Here is a 14,208-nt window from a genome sequence, read left to right as displayed (position 1 = left end):
CGGACCGTGGCGGTTTCCGTCGGGATGACCGTCCGCAGGGCGGTGGTTTCCGCCGTGACGACCGTCCCTCCGGCGGTTTCCGTGAGGACCGTCCGCGTCGGGATGACCGTCCGCAGGGTGGTGGTTTCCGTCGGGATGACCGTCCGTCGGGCGGCTATGGCCGTGACCGTGACGACCGCGGCGGTTTCCGTCGCGACGACCGCCCGTCGGGTGGTTTCCGTGAGGACCGTCCGCGTCGGGATGACCGTCCGCAGGGTGGTGGTTTCCGTCGGGATGACCGTCCGTCGGGCGGCTACGGCCGTGACCGTGACGACCGCGGCGGCTACCGCGGTGGCCGGCCGCACGAGGGCCGCGAGGGCCGGGGCGGCGGGTTCCGCCGTGACGACCGCTCGCAGGGCGGTGGCTTCCGTCGGGACGACCGGCGTGACGACCGCCGCGACTACGACGACCGCCGTGGCAACCACGAGCCGGTCCACCGGCTGCCGATCCCGGACGACGTCACGGGCTTCGAGATCGACGCGGATGTGCGCCAGGACCTGAAGAGCCTGCCGAAGACGCTCGCGGACGACGTGGCCCGCAACCTGGTGATGGTCGCCCGCCTGCTCGACAGCGAGCCGGAGGAGGCGTATAAGTACTCGCGGGTCGCGCTGCGACTGGCCTCGCGTGTCGCCTCGGTCCGTGAGGCGGCGGGCTTCGCCTCGTACATGACGCAGCGGTACTCCGAGGCGCTGACCGAGTTCCGGGCGGCGCGGCGGATGACCGGGCGGGCGGACCTGTGGCCGGTGATGGCGGACTGCGAGCGGGGTCTGGGCCGTCCGGAGCGGGCGCTGGCGATGGCCGGGGAGCCCGAGGTGAAGCAGCTGGACAAGGCTGGCCAGGTCGAGATGCGCCTGGTCGCGGCGGGTGCCCGCAGCGACATGGAGCAGTTCGACGCCGCCGTGGTGACGCTGCAGAGCCCGGAGCTGGCGTCCAGCTCGATCCACCCGTGGACCGCGCGCCTGCGCTACGCGTACGCCGAGGCGCTGATCGCGGCCGGCCGGGCGGAGGAGGCCCGCGACTGGTTCGCCAAGGCGGCCGACGCCGACACCGACGGTGTCACCAACGCCTCCGAGCGGCTGGCCGAGATCGACGGCCTGGAGTTCGTCGACGCGCTCGACCCGGAGCTGGAGGAGGCCGGGCAGGGCGCTGAGGCCGAGGCGGAGCCGGTCCGTCGCAAGATCGCGATCGACGACACCGGCGAGGACCGCGTGATCTTCGAGGACGAGGAAGACGTCGAGGAGTACTACGACGAGGACGACGTCGAGATCGAGGAGGACGTCGAGGGCGAGGCCAAGAAGTAGTCCGCCCCGCGTCCGCGCACGCACGACGCCGGAGGCCCGGCCGGTACGCACATCCCATGCGTACGGGCCGGGCCTCCGGCGTATCCGCCGGGTCCCATCGGATCAGACCGGATCGGGCCACCGGATCGGGCCACCGGATCGGGACCCGCGAAGCCGGCCCGCCGGGCGGCGTCAGCCGAGCGCGAGGCTGCGCAGGACCAGCCCGGTGGCCGGCTTGGGCCCGAAGGAGGTGGACTTCCGGGGCATCGTCACACCCTGTTCGGCCAGCCGCCGGACCACGCTCTCCTTGACCGGGTGCAGCAGGACTGCCGTGCCCCCGCTCCGGGCGGCCTCGCGCTCGGCGGCCTCGGCGCTGTGCAGGTAGCCGATGTCGTCGGGGCCGTCGGGGATCCGCCACACGTGGTCGAGCAGGGTGGCGTGCAGGACGGTGGCGTCCAGGTGGCGCCACTCCTCGGGCTTGCCGGTGGGCACGGTGGCGGCGACCAGTCCCTCGTCCGGCTCGATGAGCAGCCGGTACGTGCCGTCGCCGCCGGTCAGCAGGAAGACGTTGCCGGCGTGCTGCTTGGCCTCGGCCAGTGCCTGGAGGGCCGTCTCCAGCGGGCCGGGGACCTCCTTGAGCTGCCAGTGGTCGCCGAGCCGGGCGAGCGCCTCGGTGATCGGAAGCCGGTACAGCACCCGGTGGATGGCCCGGACCCGGAGCGGGTATCGGGCGGTGTCGACCAGCAGTACCAGGCCGCGGTCCCACGGGCTGAGCGGCAGGTGCCGGTGCTCGCGCTGGAGGCGAAGGTACATCTCCCAGCGGTGGTGGCCGTCCGCGATCAGGGCCCGGCAGGTGGCGAGGTCGCGGCTGACCGCGGCCAGTTCGGCGGGGTCGGTGACGGCCCACAGGCGGTGGTGGGTGCCGTCGCTGGTGGTCGTGGTGAGCAGTGGCTCGCCGAGAACGGCCCGTTCGATCACCTCGGCCGCACCGCCGCTGCCCCGGTAGGTGAGCAGCAGCGGTTCCAGGTTGGCCCGGGTGGTCCGCATCAGGCCGACCCGGTCTGCGACCGGGCGGGGCATCACGTCCTCGTGCGGCAGTACCACGCCGGCCTCCCGGCCGCTGACCGCCAGTGCGCCGATCAGGCCGCGCTGCAGGGTGCCGCCGCCGGGGCCGTCCTCGGCGGTGCGCTGCTCGTAGACGTACAGGGCCGGTTCAGGGTCGGGGGCGAGGACGCCCTCGCGCTGCCACTCGGCGAGCAGCCGGGCGGCGTGCCGGTAGCGGGTGTCGCGGTCGGGGCGGTCGCCGGTGTCCTCGGGTTCGGGCCTGGGAAGGATGAGCCGGACGATGTTGTGGGGGTCGGCGGTCTCCAGGTCCAGCCGTCGCCCGGGATCCACCACGTCGTACGGGGGCGAGGTGACCGCGGCGAGCGTACCGACCCGGTCGGGGACGTATCGCAGGGCGCGGAACGGTGAGAGGGACAGCCCCGCAGTGGCGACGTGGCCGGGGTCACCGGGGCCGCCTGCTGGAGCCTCTGCTCCTGTGTCTGCACTGGGTGTGCTCATTCTGGGCATCGTAACCAAGTACGCGTTGTTGGGAGATCTCGTAGATCACAGTGCCACGGCCGACCCGTCGGGAACGGGTCGTGCACAGCACGGACGGCGGCACCTGGGGCCGGGTTCGGATTGGAGACGGGGTACGGGATGAGTGACGGGCAGAGGCAGGCGAACGGCGGGGGCGCGGACGTTCCGGCGCAGGGCGGGCCCGGGGCGCCGAAGGGCGGGGTGTACGACTGGTTCCGGCGGGGGGCGCGGTTGCTGGAACAGGGCCACCCGGCGGCGGCCGAGCAGCTGCTGGCGCGTGCGGCCGAGGCGGAGCCGCATTCGCGGAGCATCCGGGAGACGTTGGCGAGAGCGCAGTTCAGCGCCGGGCTGTTCGAGTCGGCGCTGGAGAACTTCCGGGCGGTGGCGCTGGCCGATCCGACGGACGACTACGCTCAGTTCGGGTGGGGCGTCTCGGCGGCCCGGCTGGGCGACTTCGAGACGTCCGCCGAGCACCTGGCCCTGGCGGTCGCCATGCGACCGGAGGCGGCCCACTACCGGGCCGCGCTGCGGCAGACCAGGGCTACGCTGGCGGCCCGCGCCGGTGCCTACGGACCGCTGCTGCCAGGTGCGCCCGGGTACTCGGCGCCGCCGGAGGACGGGCAGGCCGGGTGACGCCACGGGACGGGCCGGGCCGAGTACGGCCGGTACGACGATGAGCAAGAGGACGAGGTAGAGGACTGATGACGGACACCGCAGCCGGCCAGGCACGTACCGCTCCGGGGGGCTGTGACCGCCCGCTGACCGAGGCGTACGACACGGCGCTGCTCGACCTCGACGGTGTGGTGTACGCCGGAGCGCACGCGATCCCGCACGCGGTGGAGTCGCTGGCGGTGGCCCGCGCGGCCGGGATGCGGCTGGCGTACGTGACCAACAACGCCTCCCGGCCGCCCCGGGCGGTGGCCGGGCACCTGACCGAACTGGGCATCCCGGCCGAGGCCGCCGACGTGATCAACTCGGCGCAGGCGGCGGCCCGGCTGGTGGCTTCGAAGGTTCCGGCCGGAGCCAAGGTGCTGGTGGTCGGCGGTGCGGGCCTGGAGGAGGCGCTCGTCGAGCGCGGCCTGGTGCCGGTCCGGTCGCTGGCGGACGGGCCGCTCGCGGTGGTCCAGGGCTACGACCCGTCGGTCGGCTGGCAACACCTCGCCGAGGCCTCCTACGCGGTGGCGGGCGGGCTGCCCTGGGTGGCGTCCAACACCGACCTGACGATCCCCACCGCCCGGGGCATCGCCCCCGGGAACGGCACGCTGGTGGCGGCGGTCCGCACCGCGACCGGCGTCGAGCCCGAGGTGGCGGGCAAGCCGCTGCCGCCGATGCACCGGGAGACGGTGATCCGGACCGGCGCGAAGCATCCGCTGGTGGTCGGCGACCGCCTCGACACCGACATCGAGGGCGCCTACAACGGCGGTGTCGACAGCCTGCTGGTGTTCACCGGTGTCACCACCCCCGCCCAGCTGCTGGCGGCCCCGGCCCGGCACCGGCCCACGTACGTCGCGGCCGACCTGCGCGGCCTGCTGACCGGCCAGCCGGAGGTGGTGGCGCTGGGCGATGGGCGTTACGGGTGCGGCGGGTACCAGGCGTGGGCGGACAACGGGGAGCTGCGGCTGAGCGGCGCCGGACAGGACCCGTACGACGGCCTGCGGGCGCTCTGCGCGGCGGCCTGGACGGCGGCCGACGCGGACGGCTCGGCCGTGGACGGCAGCAAGGCGCTCGCCGAGCTGGGGCTGTAGCGGCGCCGGACCCGGCGGACCCCGGGGGAGTCAGAGCAGCGAGCGCAGGCGCAGCAGGTCGCGGAAGCCGGCCTCCAGCCGGACCCGGCCGCCGGCCCAGGCAGCGGCGAAGTTGAGCTGTCCGCCGACCATGGCGACCAGGTCGTCGCCGGTCATGGAGAGGCGGATCTCGGCCTTGGCGGGCGGCGGGCCGGGGATCTCGACCATGTCGGTGATCCGGCTGTCCTTGAGGCGGCCCGAGAAGGTCAGGTCGAGGTCGGTGATCCAGCAGGTGAGGGAGCGGTCGAGGGCCGCAGCCTTGCGGGTGTCGCCGTCCGCGTGGCCGAGGTTGTGGCTGAACTGCTCCAGCGCCTGCCGGCACTGCTCGATCGTGGCCATGACTGCTGGTCTCCCGTCTGCCCGCCTCCTGTTCCAAGGCGCCGACCGTCCACGCTATCGCAGCAGTGCCGGAACCCGGCCGGGCGGCAGCGGCAGCGTAGGACGGAGCCGAGGCGGTAGCGTCGTGGATGTGGTGGGGCCAGGTCCGGCTGCACAGAGTGGTCACCGGGCCGGGGTCGCAGTCGGTGCGAGGCACTAAGGAGGCACTCGGGATGCTGCGGGATGCGGTGCGGGGAGTCGTGGTGGTGGCCACCGAGCTGGCCGAGGAGACCGGCAAGCGGGTCGTGGGCGCGGCCACCGGACTGCTGGAGCGCGGCGGCGTGGACGTCGCGACGATCGAGCGGACCGTGAGCGAGCAGTTCCCGCCGTCGGCCAGGTCGTTGCAGACGCTGGCCGGGGAGGCGGTGACGGCCGGCCGGGCCGGTCTGGACCTCGCGGTGGGGATGGCCCGTGGCGAGGTGGAGAAGGTCTTCGAGCGGGTCGGCGACCAGGTGGTCAAGGTGGGCGTGGTGCTCAGCTACCTGGAGAGCAAGCTGCGCGAGGTGGAGGAGCAGCCCCACCTTCCTCCGGAGAGCAAGCCCGAGGCGCGCGCCGCCGGGCTGTTCGAGGCGGGCTGGGACGAGCGGGCGCCCGAGCCGGTGAAGGCCGACGAGGTGAACGGCACCGCGACGGCCGGGCGGCCCGCGCCTGCGCCTGCGTCCGCGCGGCGGGCCGCGCCGAGGCAGGGCACGACGAAGCAGGCGGCAGCGGAGCGGCCGGCCGCCGGGGGCGGTGCGAAGGTCGCCGGTGTGAAGGCGGCCGGTGCGAAGGCGGCCGGTGCGAAGGCGAACGGCACCAAGGCCGCCGGCGTGAAGGCGAACGGCACGAAGCCGGCTGCCCGACGCACGGCCGCCGATGGTGCGGCCGCGAACAAGGCCGTGGCGAAGACCGAGACCAAGGCCGTGGAGAAATCCGCGACGAAGGCCGTGGCGAAAACCGCGACGAAGGCCGTGGAGAAAACCGCGACGAAGGCTGCTACGAAGGCCGTGGAGAAGGCGCCGGCCGGGAAGCCGGGTACCGGGAGCCGGGCCGGTGGCGCGAGTGCGAAGGCTGGCGCGAAGAAGGCCTCCGCGAGGAAGTCCGCGCCGAAGCGGGAGGGCGGCGATGTCTGAGCCGGCGCCGGTGGAGCCGACGGGCCACCCGGAGGTCGATGCCGCGCTGGCCGGGTTGGCGGAGCTGGCCGGGGTGGAGGCCGCTGCCCAGGTGGCGGTGTACGAAGATGTACATCAGCGGCTGGTGGGCACTCTGGCCGCGCTCGACGAGCGGTAACCGGACGAGCAGCAACCGTACGAGCACCAGCAGTACGGGTAGTAGCGCGAGCAGTAGGAGCTGAAACACCAGTGGCAGTGGCACGACGCCGACTCGACGCGGAGCTGGTCCGCCGCAAGCTGGCCCGTTCGCGTGAGCACGCGAGCGAGCTGATCGCGGCGGGCCGGGTGACCGTCGGCGGCACCACGGCGACCAAGCCCGCGACGCAGGTGGAGACCTCGGCGGCGGTCGTGGTGGCCAAGGACGAGAACGATCCCGACTACGTCTCGCGCGGCGGCCACAAGCTGGCGGGCGCCTTCGCCGCCTTCGTGCCGCGGGGCCTGGTGGTCGAGGGGCGGCGCGCGCTGGACGCGGGCGCGTCCACCGGCGGCTTCACCGACGTACTGCTGCGCGCGGGGGCCGCGCGGGTACTGGCGGTGGACGTCGGCTACGGCCAGCTGGCCTGGTCGCTGCAGAGCGACGAGCGGGTCACCGTGATGGACCGGACCAATGTCCGGGAGCTGACCCTGGAGCAGATCGGCGGGGAGCCGGTCGACCTGGTGGTCGGCGATCTGTCGTTCATCTCGCTCGGTCTGGTGCTGCCCGCCCTGGCGGGCTGCTGCGCCGAGGACGCGGACCTGGTGATGATGGTCAAGCCGCAGTTCGAGATCGGCAAGGAGCGGCTGGGCAGCGGGGGAGTGGTCCGCAGCCCGCAGCTGCGGGTGGAGATGGTCCGTCAGGTCGCCGATCAGGCCTGGGAGCTGGGACTGGGCGTCCGGGCGGTCACCGCCAGCCCGCTGCCGGGCCCGTCCGGGAACGTCGAGTACTTCCTGTGGCTGCGCCGCGGCGCCCCGCGGCTGGACCCGGCCGAGGCGGAGCGGGCGGTGGCGGAGGGGCCGCAGTAGGCCGGAGGTCCTTCGGCGGCCGGGCCGGAAGGCGGGGGTCGGATGTCAGGGCCCCCGGATAGGGTGCTGTGCAGGCGTCCGACCGTCACGCCCGGTGGCGGCCGCACCGGGGCAAGGGCGACCCGGCAGGCGTAGGGAGAGGGCAGCATGAGCGAGGAACGTACGGTCTTCCTGATCGCGCACACCGGCCGTGAGGCTGCGCTGCGCAGTGTCGAGGGGCTGGTGCACGGCCTGCTCAAGGAGGGGATCAGGATCAGACTGCTCGCCTCGGAGGCCGTCGGCCTGGATCTGCCCGACGGGGTGGAGCGGGTGCCCGGTGGGCACGGCGCGGCGGACGGCTGCGAGCTGATCCTGGTGGCCGGGGGCGACGGCACGCTGCTGCGGGGGGCGGAGCTGGCCCGGGAGTCCGGGCTGCCGATGCTGGGCATCAACCTCGGCCGGGTCGGCTTCCTGGCGGAGGCCGAGCGGGACGACCTGGCGGTCGTGGTCGAGCGGGTGGTCAAGGCCGACTACGAGATCGAGGACCGGATGACGCTCGACGTCCTGGTCCGCACCAACGGCGATGTGGTGCACCAGGACTGGGCGTTGAACGAGGCGTCGATCGAGAAGGCCGCGCGGGAACGGATGCTGGAGGTCGTCACGGAGGTGGACGGCCGTCCGGTCTCCAACTTCGGCTGCGACGGGGTGGTCCTCTCGACGCCGACCGGATCGACCGCGTACGCCTTCTCGGGTGGCGGTCCTGTGGTGTGGCCGGAGGTGGAGGCGCTGCTGATGGTGCCGATCAGTGCGCACGCGCTGTTCGCCCGGCCGCTGGTGACTTCGCCCAACTCGGTTCTGGCGGTGGAGGTCCAGCCGAAGACGCCGCACGGGGTGCTCTGGTGCGACGGGCGCCGTTCGGTCGAACTCCCGGCCGGGGCAAGGGTGGAGGTCCGCCGGGGTAGTACGCCGGTGCGCCTGGCGCGGCTGCACCAGGCGCCGTTCACGGACCGGCTGGTGGCCAAGTTCGCGCTGCCGGTGACGGGGTGGCGCGGGCGCGGCAAGGTCTGATGAGCGGCTCCCGAGGAGCATCAGGCGCCGTGGTGTCCGTCGCCTACTTGCCCGCGCACGTCGGCTAGTTGGTGTTGGTCGCGGCTGACGGGCGGTACACGTCGACGGTTCACCGCTTCCCTTGGGGCCGCGGCCGGCGGAGGTCAGACGGCCAGCGGCGGGGCCTCTCCGGCGGTGCGCCAGCGGCCGGTCGCGGCCAGGTCGGCGGCGGTGGCGAGACGGGCGATCGCCGCGTCGGCGGCCGGCGCGGGGACGGTGAACGGGATGCGGATGTGGTGCTCGAAGGCGCCGTCCACGCCGAACCGGGAGCCGGCCGCGATCCGTACCCCGGTCCGTTCGCCGGCCTGGGCCAGCGCGGCGCCCGAGACCCGGCCGGTGGACACCCAGAGGCACAGGCCGCCCGGCGGACGGGCGAACCGCCACTCGGGCAATTGCCGTTCGAGTGCGGCGATGAGCGCCTCGGCGCTGGAGCGCAGCCTGGCCAGCTGGTGGGCGCGGACCTCGTCGAAGCGTTCGGTGAGCAGGGCGGCGGCGATCAACTGCTCCAGCACGGGAGTGCCGACGTCGGTGTAGACCCGGTCGGCGGCCAACTGCCGTACCAGGGCGGGGTTCGCACGCAGCCAGCCGACCCGAAGACCGCCCCAGAGGAGTTTGCTGCCCGAGCCGACGGTGACCACCTGGGCGGCCCGGTCGAGGGCGGCCATGGGTCTGGGGAGGTCCTCGGTGCCTACGCCCCAGGCGAGTTCGGCGGGTGTCTCGTCGACCACGACGACGGTCCCGGCGGCGCGGGCGGCGGCGAGCAGCTCGCGGCGCTGCTCCTCGTCGATCAGGGCGCCGGTCGGATTGTGGAAGTCCGGGATGAGGAAGGCGAGTCGGGGCGCGGCCCCGCGCAGGACGCGCTGCCACTCCTGGACGTCCCAACGCGGCAGGGCGGTCGGCCCGTCCGGCCGGGCGTGCGGGACGGGCACCAGGCGGGCGCCGCTGCGGCGCAGTGACTGGATGGTGTGCGCGTAGCTGGGCGCCTCGACCGCGAGTCGGTCGCCGCGTCCGGAGAGCGCCTGGCGGGCCAGGTGCAGGGCGCCCATCGCGCCGGTGGTGACCAGGATCTGGTCCGGGGTGGTGGGCAGGCCGCGCTCGGTGAAGCGGCGGGCGATGGCTTCCCGCAGCACGGGCACGCCGGTCGGGTAGTGGCCGTGCCCCGAGGCGTACGCGGGCAGTTGCTCGATCGCCCGGGCCGCCGCCTCGCCGAGGTACGGCTGCGGGGCGGGCAGTGCGGCCACGCCGAGGTCCAGTACGGTCTCCCGCTCGTCCGGCGGGACGGGGTGCAGGGCGTCACCGGGCGGCCTGCTGCCCTCGGGTAGCGTGGTCCAGCTGCCGGAGCCACGGCGGCTGCGCAGATAGCCCTCGCCGCGCAGGGTCTCGTACGCGGTGGCGACGGTGGTGCGACTGAGCGACAGGGCCTGCGCGAGTTCGCGTTCGGCGGGCAGCCGGGTGCCGACCGGCAGCCGGCCCTCGGAGACCAGCAGCCGGACCTGCCCGGCCAGGGTCCGGTACGCGGGTCGGCGCCCGGCGGGCTCGGGCAACTGGGTGCTGCGCAGCAGCCTGGCCAGCGCGGGCGGGGTCACGGCGCTCTGCCACTCGCTCATTCGAATCAGTCCACCTGGTCTCGATTGGACCTGGATCGGGTCCGATTGGACTGCCCATGATGGCAGTCCGGTCATTAGGCCGCCATACACATCCGCGCCACCCCCGAGGAGCCGAACCATGGCTACCATCTCCCAGCACGCCGGCACTCCGGGCGACAGCACCGCGAGGATCTGGAGCACCGACCGGCTCGCCCGGCGGGTGCCGCAACTGCTGGTCGGCCTCGGCCTGTACGGGGCGAGCATGGCGCTGATGGTGCGGGCCTCGCTGGGCGTCAACCCGTGGGACGTGCTGCACCAGGGCCTGCAGCGGCACCTCGGTCTGAGCATGGGCGCCTGGGTGACCATCACGGGTGCGCTGGTGCTGCTGCTGTGGATACCGCTGCGCCAGGTGCCGGGCATCGGGACGATCGGCAACATCCTGGTCATCGGCGCCGCGATGGACCTCACCCTCGGCCTGATCGCCGCCCCGGAGGGGTGGCTCGGGCGGACGGCGCTACTGACGGCGGGCATCGTGCTCAACGGTCTGGCGACCGGCCTCTACATCGGGGCCCGGCTGGGGCCCGGGCCGCGCGACGGGCTGATGACCGGGCTGCACCGGCGCACCGGGCGCTCCGTGCGGCTGATCCGCACCGGCATGGAGCTGACGGTGGTGACGATCGGATTCCTGCTCGGCGGTACGGTCGGGCTCGGGACGATCACGTACGCGCTGGCGATCGGGCCGCTGGCGCAGTTCTTCCTGCGCTACTGCGCGGTCGCGCCGCGCCAGGCCGCGTAGCGGCGGCACCCTACGGCCTCCCCGCCCCCAGGACGGATACACGCTCGGTGGCCGCCCGCGCACGGAGTCGGCAGGGACGGTGCCGGATGGGATGAACTTGCACCGCCGGGACCTGCGCTCGTCGCGCGCCGGGGGTCGGACCTCGTAAGGTCGTCTCCGTGTTGGACGAGATGCGGATACGGGATCTTGGCGTCATCGACGACGCGGTGGTCGAACTGGCACCGGGCTTCACCGCGGTGACCGGCGAGACCGGAGCGGGCAAGACCATGGTGGTGACCAGCCTCGGCCTGCTGTTGGGCGGCCGGGCCGACCCGGCGCTGGTGCGCGGCGGCTCCGACCGGGCGGTCGTCGAGGGCCGCATCGAGCTGCCGGCCGGCTCCCCGGTGGCCGCCCGCGCCCTGGAGGCCGGCGCCGAGCTGGACGACGGCGCGCTGCTGATCAGCCGTACCGTCTCCGCCGAGGGCCGCTCGCGCGCCCACGTCGGCGGCCGGGCGGTCCCGGTCGGCCTGCTCGCCGAGCTCGGCGAGGACCTGATCGCCGTGCACGGTCAGACGGACCAGCAGCGGCTGCTGCGCCCCTCGCGCCAGCGCGGCGCGCTGGACCGGTACGCGGGCGAGGCGGTGGCCGAGCCGCTGGCCCGCTACCGCGAGGTGTACCGCCGGCTGCGCGAGGTCTCGGCCACCCTGGAGGAGTTGACCACCAGGGCCCGCGAACGGGCCCAGGAGGCGGACCTGCTGCGCTTCGGCCTGGAAGAGATCGCCGCCGCCGAGCCGGTCACCGGTGAGGACGTCGGGCTGGCCGCGGAGGCCGAACGTCTGGGCCACGCCGATGCGCTCTCCGGTGCCGCGACCCTCGCCCACGCCGCCCTGGCCGGCGACCCCGCCGACCCGGACTCGCTGGACGCGGGCACCCTGCTGGCCCAGTCCCGCCGCGCCCTGGACTCCGTCCGCCATCACGACGAGCGGCTCGCCGCCCTGGCCGACCGCCTGGGCGAGGTGGGCTACCTGCTCGCCGACGTGGCCGGCGACCTGGCCGGGTACGCCGACGACCTGGACGCGGATCCGGTACGGCTGGCAGCGGTCGAGGACCGCCGGGCGGTGCTGGCCCAGCTGGTGCGCAAGTACGGCGGCGAGGAGAACTCGCTCGGTGAGGTGCTGGAGTGGGCCGAGGCCGCGGCGCTGCGGCTGGCCGAACTCGACGGTGACGACGAGCGGATCGACGAGCTCGGGGCCCAGGAGACCGAGCTGCGGGCCGAATTGGCCGAACTCGCCGCCGAGGTCTCGGCCGCCAGGCACGCCGCCGCCGACCGCTTCGCCACGGCCGTCTCCGCGGAACTCGCCGAACTCGCCATGCCGCACGCCCGGGTGAGCTTCGCGATCAGTCGGGTCGACGACCTCGCGGGCATCGAGATCGACGGGCGCACCGTCGCCTACGGCCCGCACGGCGTGGACGAGGTCGAGGTGCTGCTCGCCCCGCACCCCGGAGCGCAGCCGCGGCCGATCGCCAAGGGCGCGTCCGGCGGTGAACTCTCCCGGGTGATGCTGGCCGTCGAGGTGGTCTTCGCCGGTGCCGACCCGGTGCCCACGTACCTCTTCGACGAGGTGGACGCGGGTGTCGGCGGCAAGGCGGCGGTGGAGATCGGCCGCCGGCTGGCCAAGCTGGCGCAGAGCGCGCAGGTGGTCGTGGTGACCCACCTGCCGCAGGTGGCGGCCTTCGCGGACCGGCACCTGGTGGTGGTGAAGACCAACGACGGCACGGTGACCCGCAGCGGAGTCAAGGTGCTCGACGACGGGGAGCGGGTCCGCGAGCTCTCCCGGATGCTGGCGGGCCTGGAGGACTCGGAGCTGGGCCGTGCCCACGCTGAGGAGCTCCTCGCGGCGGCCCGCTCCCCGCGCGGCAACTGACGCCCCGGGCCACCCGCGGGCGCGGGGCCCTCGCGCGGTTCGCCTTGCCCCGGGAAGCATGGCCGGGCGCCGGGAACCGCCCGGCCGGCGCGCCGTCCCGAGCCCGGGGCGGCCGCCCGGCCGTTCGCGCCCGCGCGGGCCCTTCCCCGCGCCCCGGTCAGGCCCCACGACGCGCCCGCGAGGGTGCCGACTGTCCAAGACGCCTCCCGACCTGGCATGGTGGCGGCTGGACACTGGCACCCCAGTCCCGAGCGGCGCTCGCGGAGATCCCGTGGGCGGCGTGCGGCAAGTGAACTAGTCGGAGCGAGACGACGTGGACCATTCCGCGACCCGGGCCACCGGCACCGGCCCCACCGCGGCCCATGAGAGCCGGGGCCAGCTGCACGTGGTACTCGTCCTGTCCGCGAGCACCGGCGGCATCGGCGCGCATGTGCGCTCCCTGGCGCAGGGCCTGGTGGCGCACGGCGTCGGTGTGACCGTCTGCGCCCCCGCCGGGACGGACTCGCTGTTCGGCTTCTCCCGCACCGGCGCCCGGTTCCACCTGGTCGACATCACCCCCACCGCCGGGGCCCGCAGCGACGCCACCGCCATCGGCGAGCTGCGTCGCGCCTTCACCGGGGCGGACGTGGTGCACGCCCACGGCCTGCGCGCCGGTCTCCTCTCCGACCTGGCGCTGCGCACCGCCGGACGCTTCCCGGGGCTGCGGCCGCAGACCCCGCTGGTGGTGACCTTCCACCACGCGATGCTGGCCACCGGTGTGGAACGCCGCCTGCAGCGGCTGATGGAGCGCCGGGTGGCCCGGGCGGCCGACCTGGTCCTGGGCGCATCCTCCGACCTGGTCGCCAGGGCCCGTGAACTCGGTGCCAGCGACGCCAGGCTGGGCCCGGTCGCGGCCCCGCCGATGCCTCCCGGCGACCTCGGTCGGGAGGCGTCCCGGGCCCGCCTGCTGGGCGGCGGGCCGGACCGGCCCGTGGTGCTGGCGATCGGCCGGCTGGTCCAGCAGAAGTCCTTCGGCCTGCTGCTGGACGCGGCCGGGCAGTTGGGCGAGCGCGACCCGCTGGTGGTGATCGCGGGCGAGGGACCGGAGGGTGCCGAACTGCGCGAGCGGATCGCGGCGGAGCGGCTGCCGGTGGAACTGCTCGGCTACCGCACCGACGTGCCCGACCTGCTCGCCGCCGCCGACCTGGTGGTGGTGAGCAGCCGCTGGGAGGCCCGTTCGCTGGTGGTCCAGGAGGCGATGCGGGCGGGCGTGCCGGTGGTCGCCACCAGCGTCGGCGGCATCCCCGAGCTGGTCGGCGAGGCCGCGGTCCTGGTGCCGTACGGCGATCCGGCCGCGCTCGCGACGGCGGTACGGGGGCTGCTGGCCGACCCGGACCGCAGGGCCGCGCTCGCCGCGTCCGGCCGCGTCCAGGCCGAGACCTGGCCGGACGAGGCGGCCACGGTGGCGCAGGTGCTCAGCACCTACGACGAACTGGTCCAGCGCGAGGGCGCCTGAGCCGTGGGGGGGGGGGGGGGGGGGGGGGGGGGGGGGAGAAGGGGGGGGGGGGGTGGGGGGGAGGGGGGGGGGGAAGGGGGGGGGGGGGCGTTGAACGAACGGCGGGAAAGGAGGGGGGGGGAGGGC

The 14,208-nt window shown here is 74.6% G+C and carries 13 protein-coding genes and 1 pseudogene; 10 read left to right on the top strand and 4 right to left on the bottom strand.

What is annotated here, in order from left to right:
* Window positions 1-464, bottom strand: a pseudogene (locus ACZ5ON_RS31605) (hypothetical protein); the annotation flags it as partial.
* Window positions 465-524: 60 nt separating this feature from the next.
* Between ACZ5ON_RS31605 and ACZ5ON_RS31600 the strand changes: the two are divergent.
* A complete protein-coding gene (locus ACZ5ON_RS31600; protein WP_425557883.1) occupies window positions 525-1,340 on the top strand; it encodes a tetratricopeptide repeat protein in 816 nt (271 codons plus the stop codon).
* 171 nt (window positions 1,341-1,511) lie between these two features.
* Here the strand turns inward: ACZ5ON_RS31600 and ACZ5ON_RS31595 are convergent, their stop codons facing one another.
* Complete coding sequence (locus tag ACZ5ON_RS31595) at window positions 1,512-2,882, bottom strand: DUF1015 family protein (RefSeq protein ID WP_465599861.1); 1,371 nt, start codon at window positions 2,880-2,882, stop codon at window positions 1,512-1,514.
* 138 nt (window positions 2,883-3,020) lie between these two features.
* Between ACZ5ON_RS31595 and ACZ5ON_RS31590 the strand changes: the two genes are divergently transcribed.
* Together ACZ5ON_RS31590 and ACZ5ON_RS31585 are read left to right on the top strand one after the other, a co-directional pair.
* Window positions 3,021-3,533, top strand: a complete 513-nt coding sequence (locus ACZ5ON_RS31590; protein ID WP_465599859.1) for a tetratricopeptide repeat protein — start codon at window positions 3,021-3,023, stop codon at window positions 3,531-3,533.
* Window positions 3,534-3,601: 68 nt separating this feature from the next.
* Complete coding sequence (locus ACZ5ON_RS31585) at window positions 3,602-4,645, top strand: HAD-IIA family hydrolase (RefSeq protein ID WP_465599857.1); 1,044 nt, start codon at window positions 3,602-3,604, stop codon at window positions 4,643-4,645.
* Between the two features lie 30 nt (window positions 4,646-4,675).
* Here the strand turns inward: ACZ5ON_RS31585 and ACZ5ON_RS31580 are convergent, their stop codons facing one another.
* Window positions 4,676-5,023: a sterol-binding protein gene (locus tag ACZ5ON_RS31580; RefSeq protein WP_465599855.1), complete on the bottom strand. Its 348-nt coding sequence runs from the start codon at window positions 5,021-5,023 to the stop codon at window positions 4,676-4,678.
* Window positions 5,024-5,235: 212 nt separating this feature from the next.
* Here ACZ5ON_RS31580 and ACZ5ON_RS31575 point away from each other — a divergent pair, with 212 nt between their 5' ends.
* From ACZ5ON_RS31575 to ACZ5ON_RS31560, 4 genes are all read left to right on the top strand, one after another.
* Entirely contained in the window at window positions 5,236-6,174 is a 939-nt protein-coding gene (locus ACZ5ON_RS31575) for a hypothetical protein (RefSeq protein WP_465599853.1), read from the top strand.
* Complete coding sequence (locus tag ACZ5ON_RS31570) at window positions 6,167-6,331, top strand: hypothetical protein (protein ID WP_465599851.1); 165 nt, start codon at window positions 6,167-6,169, stop codon at window positions 6,329-6,331. Before ACZ5ON_RS31575 ends, ACZ5ON_RS31570 begins: the two co-directional genes overlap by 8 nt.
* A gap of 77 nt (window positions 6,332-6,408) precedes the next feature.
* A complete protein-coding gene (locus ACZ5ON_RS31565; protein WP_465599873.1) occupies window positions 6,409-7,215 on the top strand; it encodes a TlyA family RNA methyltransferase in 807 nt (268 codons plus the stop codon).
* Between the two features lie 147 nt (window positions 7,216-7,362).
* Window positions 7,363-8,262 (top strand): NAD kinase, encoded by a 900-nt coding sequence (locus ACZ5ON_RS31560; RefSeq protein ID WP_465599849.1) that lies wholly within the window; start codon window positions 7,363-7,365, stop codon window positions 8,260-8,262.
* 143 nt (window positions 8,263-8,405) lie between these two features.
* On the opposite strand, the gene yczR is transcribed toward ACZ5ON_RS31560, so the two are convergent.
* Window positions 8,406-9,908, bottom strand: a complete 1,503-nt coding sequence (gene yczR, locus ACZ5ON_RS31555; protein ID WP_465599847.1) for a MocR-like transcription factor YczR — start codon at window positions 9,906-9,908, stop codon at window positions 8,406-8,408.
* A 118-nt stretch (window positions 9,909-10,026) separates the two neighbouring features.
* On the opposite strand from yczR, the gene yczE reads away from it, so the two are divergent.
* The 3 genes from yczE (at window position 10,027) to ACZ5ON_RS31540 (ending at window position 14,082) form a co-directional block, all read left to right on the top strand.
* A complete protein-coding gene (gene yczE / locus ACZ5ON_RS31550; RefSeq protein ID WP_465599845.1) occupies window positions 10,027-10,683 on the top strand; it encodes a membrane protein YczE in 657 nt (218 codons plus the stop codon).
* Window positions 10,684-10,853: 170 nt separating this feature from the next.
* A complete protein-coding gene (gene recN, locus ACZ5ON_RS31545; protein ID WP_465599871.1) occupies window positions 10,854-12,587 on the top strand; it encodes a DNA repair protein RecN in 1,734 nt (577 codons plus the stop codon).
* A 313-nt stretch (window positions 12,588-12,900) separates the two neighbouring features.
* On the top strand, window positions 12,901-14,082 hold the full coding sequence (locus ACZ5ON_RS31540; protein ID WP_465599843.1) for a glycosyltransferase family 4 protein: 1,182 nt from the start codon (window positions 12,901-12,903) through the stop codon (window positions 14,080-14,082).
* The last annotated feature ends 126 nt before the right edge of the window (window positions 14,083-14,208 follow it).

The organism is Kitasatospora sp. NPDC032150, assembly GCF_055579945.1.
The sequence above is the reverse complement of the archived record's forward strand: the minus strand, read 5'-3'. Positions and strand labels throughout refer to the sequence as shown.

Bases quoted from the DNA above. Each gene is read 5' to 3' on its own strand.
- ACZ5ON_RS31595 (WP_465599861.1), bottom strand. From the start codon at position 2,882: ATGAGCACACCCAGTGCAGACACAGGAGCAGAGGCTCCAGCAGGCGGC.
- ACZ5ON_RS31590 (WP_465599859.1), top strand. From the start codon at position 3,021: ATGAGTGACGGGCAGAGGCAGGCGAACGGCGGGGGCGCGGACGTTCCG.
- ACZ5ON_RS31585 (WP_465599857.1), top strand. From the start codon at position 3,602: ATGACGGACACCGCAGCCGGCCAGGCACGTACCGCTCCGGGGGGCTGT.
- ACZ5ON_RS31580 (WP_465599855.1), bottom strand. From the start codon at position 5,023: ATGGCCACGATCGAGCAGTGCCGGCAGGCGCTGGAGCAGTTCAGCCAC.
- ACZ5ON_RS31575 (WP_465599853.1), top strand. From the start codon at position 5,236: ATGCTGCGGGATGCGGTGCGGGGAGTCGTGGTGGTGGCCACCGAGCTG.
- ACZ5ON_RS31570 (WP_465599851.1), top strand. From the start codon at position 6,167: ATGTCTGAGCCGGCGCCGGTGGAGCCGACGGGCCACCCGGAGGTCGAT.
- ACZ5ON_RS31560 (WP_465599849.1), top strand. From the start codon at position 7,363: ATGAGCGAGGAACGTACGGTCTTCCTGATCGCGCACACCGGCCGTGAG.
- yczR (WP_465599847.1), bottom strand. From the start codon at position 9,908: ATGAGCGAGTGGCAGAGCGCCGTGACCCCGCCCGCGCTGGCCAGGCTG.
- yczE (WP_465599845.1), top strand. From the start codon at position 10,027: ATGGCTACCATCTCCCAGCACGCCGGCACTCCGGGCGACAGCACCGCG.
- recN (WP_465599871.1), top strand. From the start codon at position 10,854: ATGCGGATACGGGATCTTGGCGTCATCGACGACGCGGTGGTCGAACTG.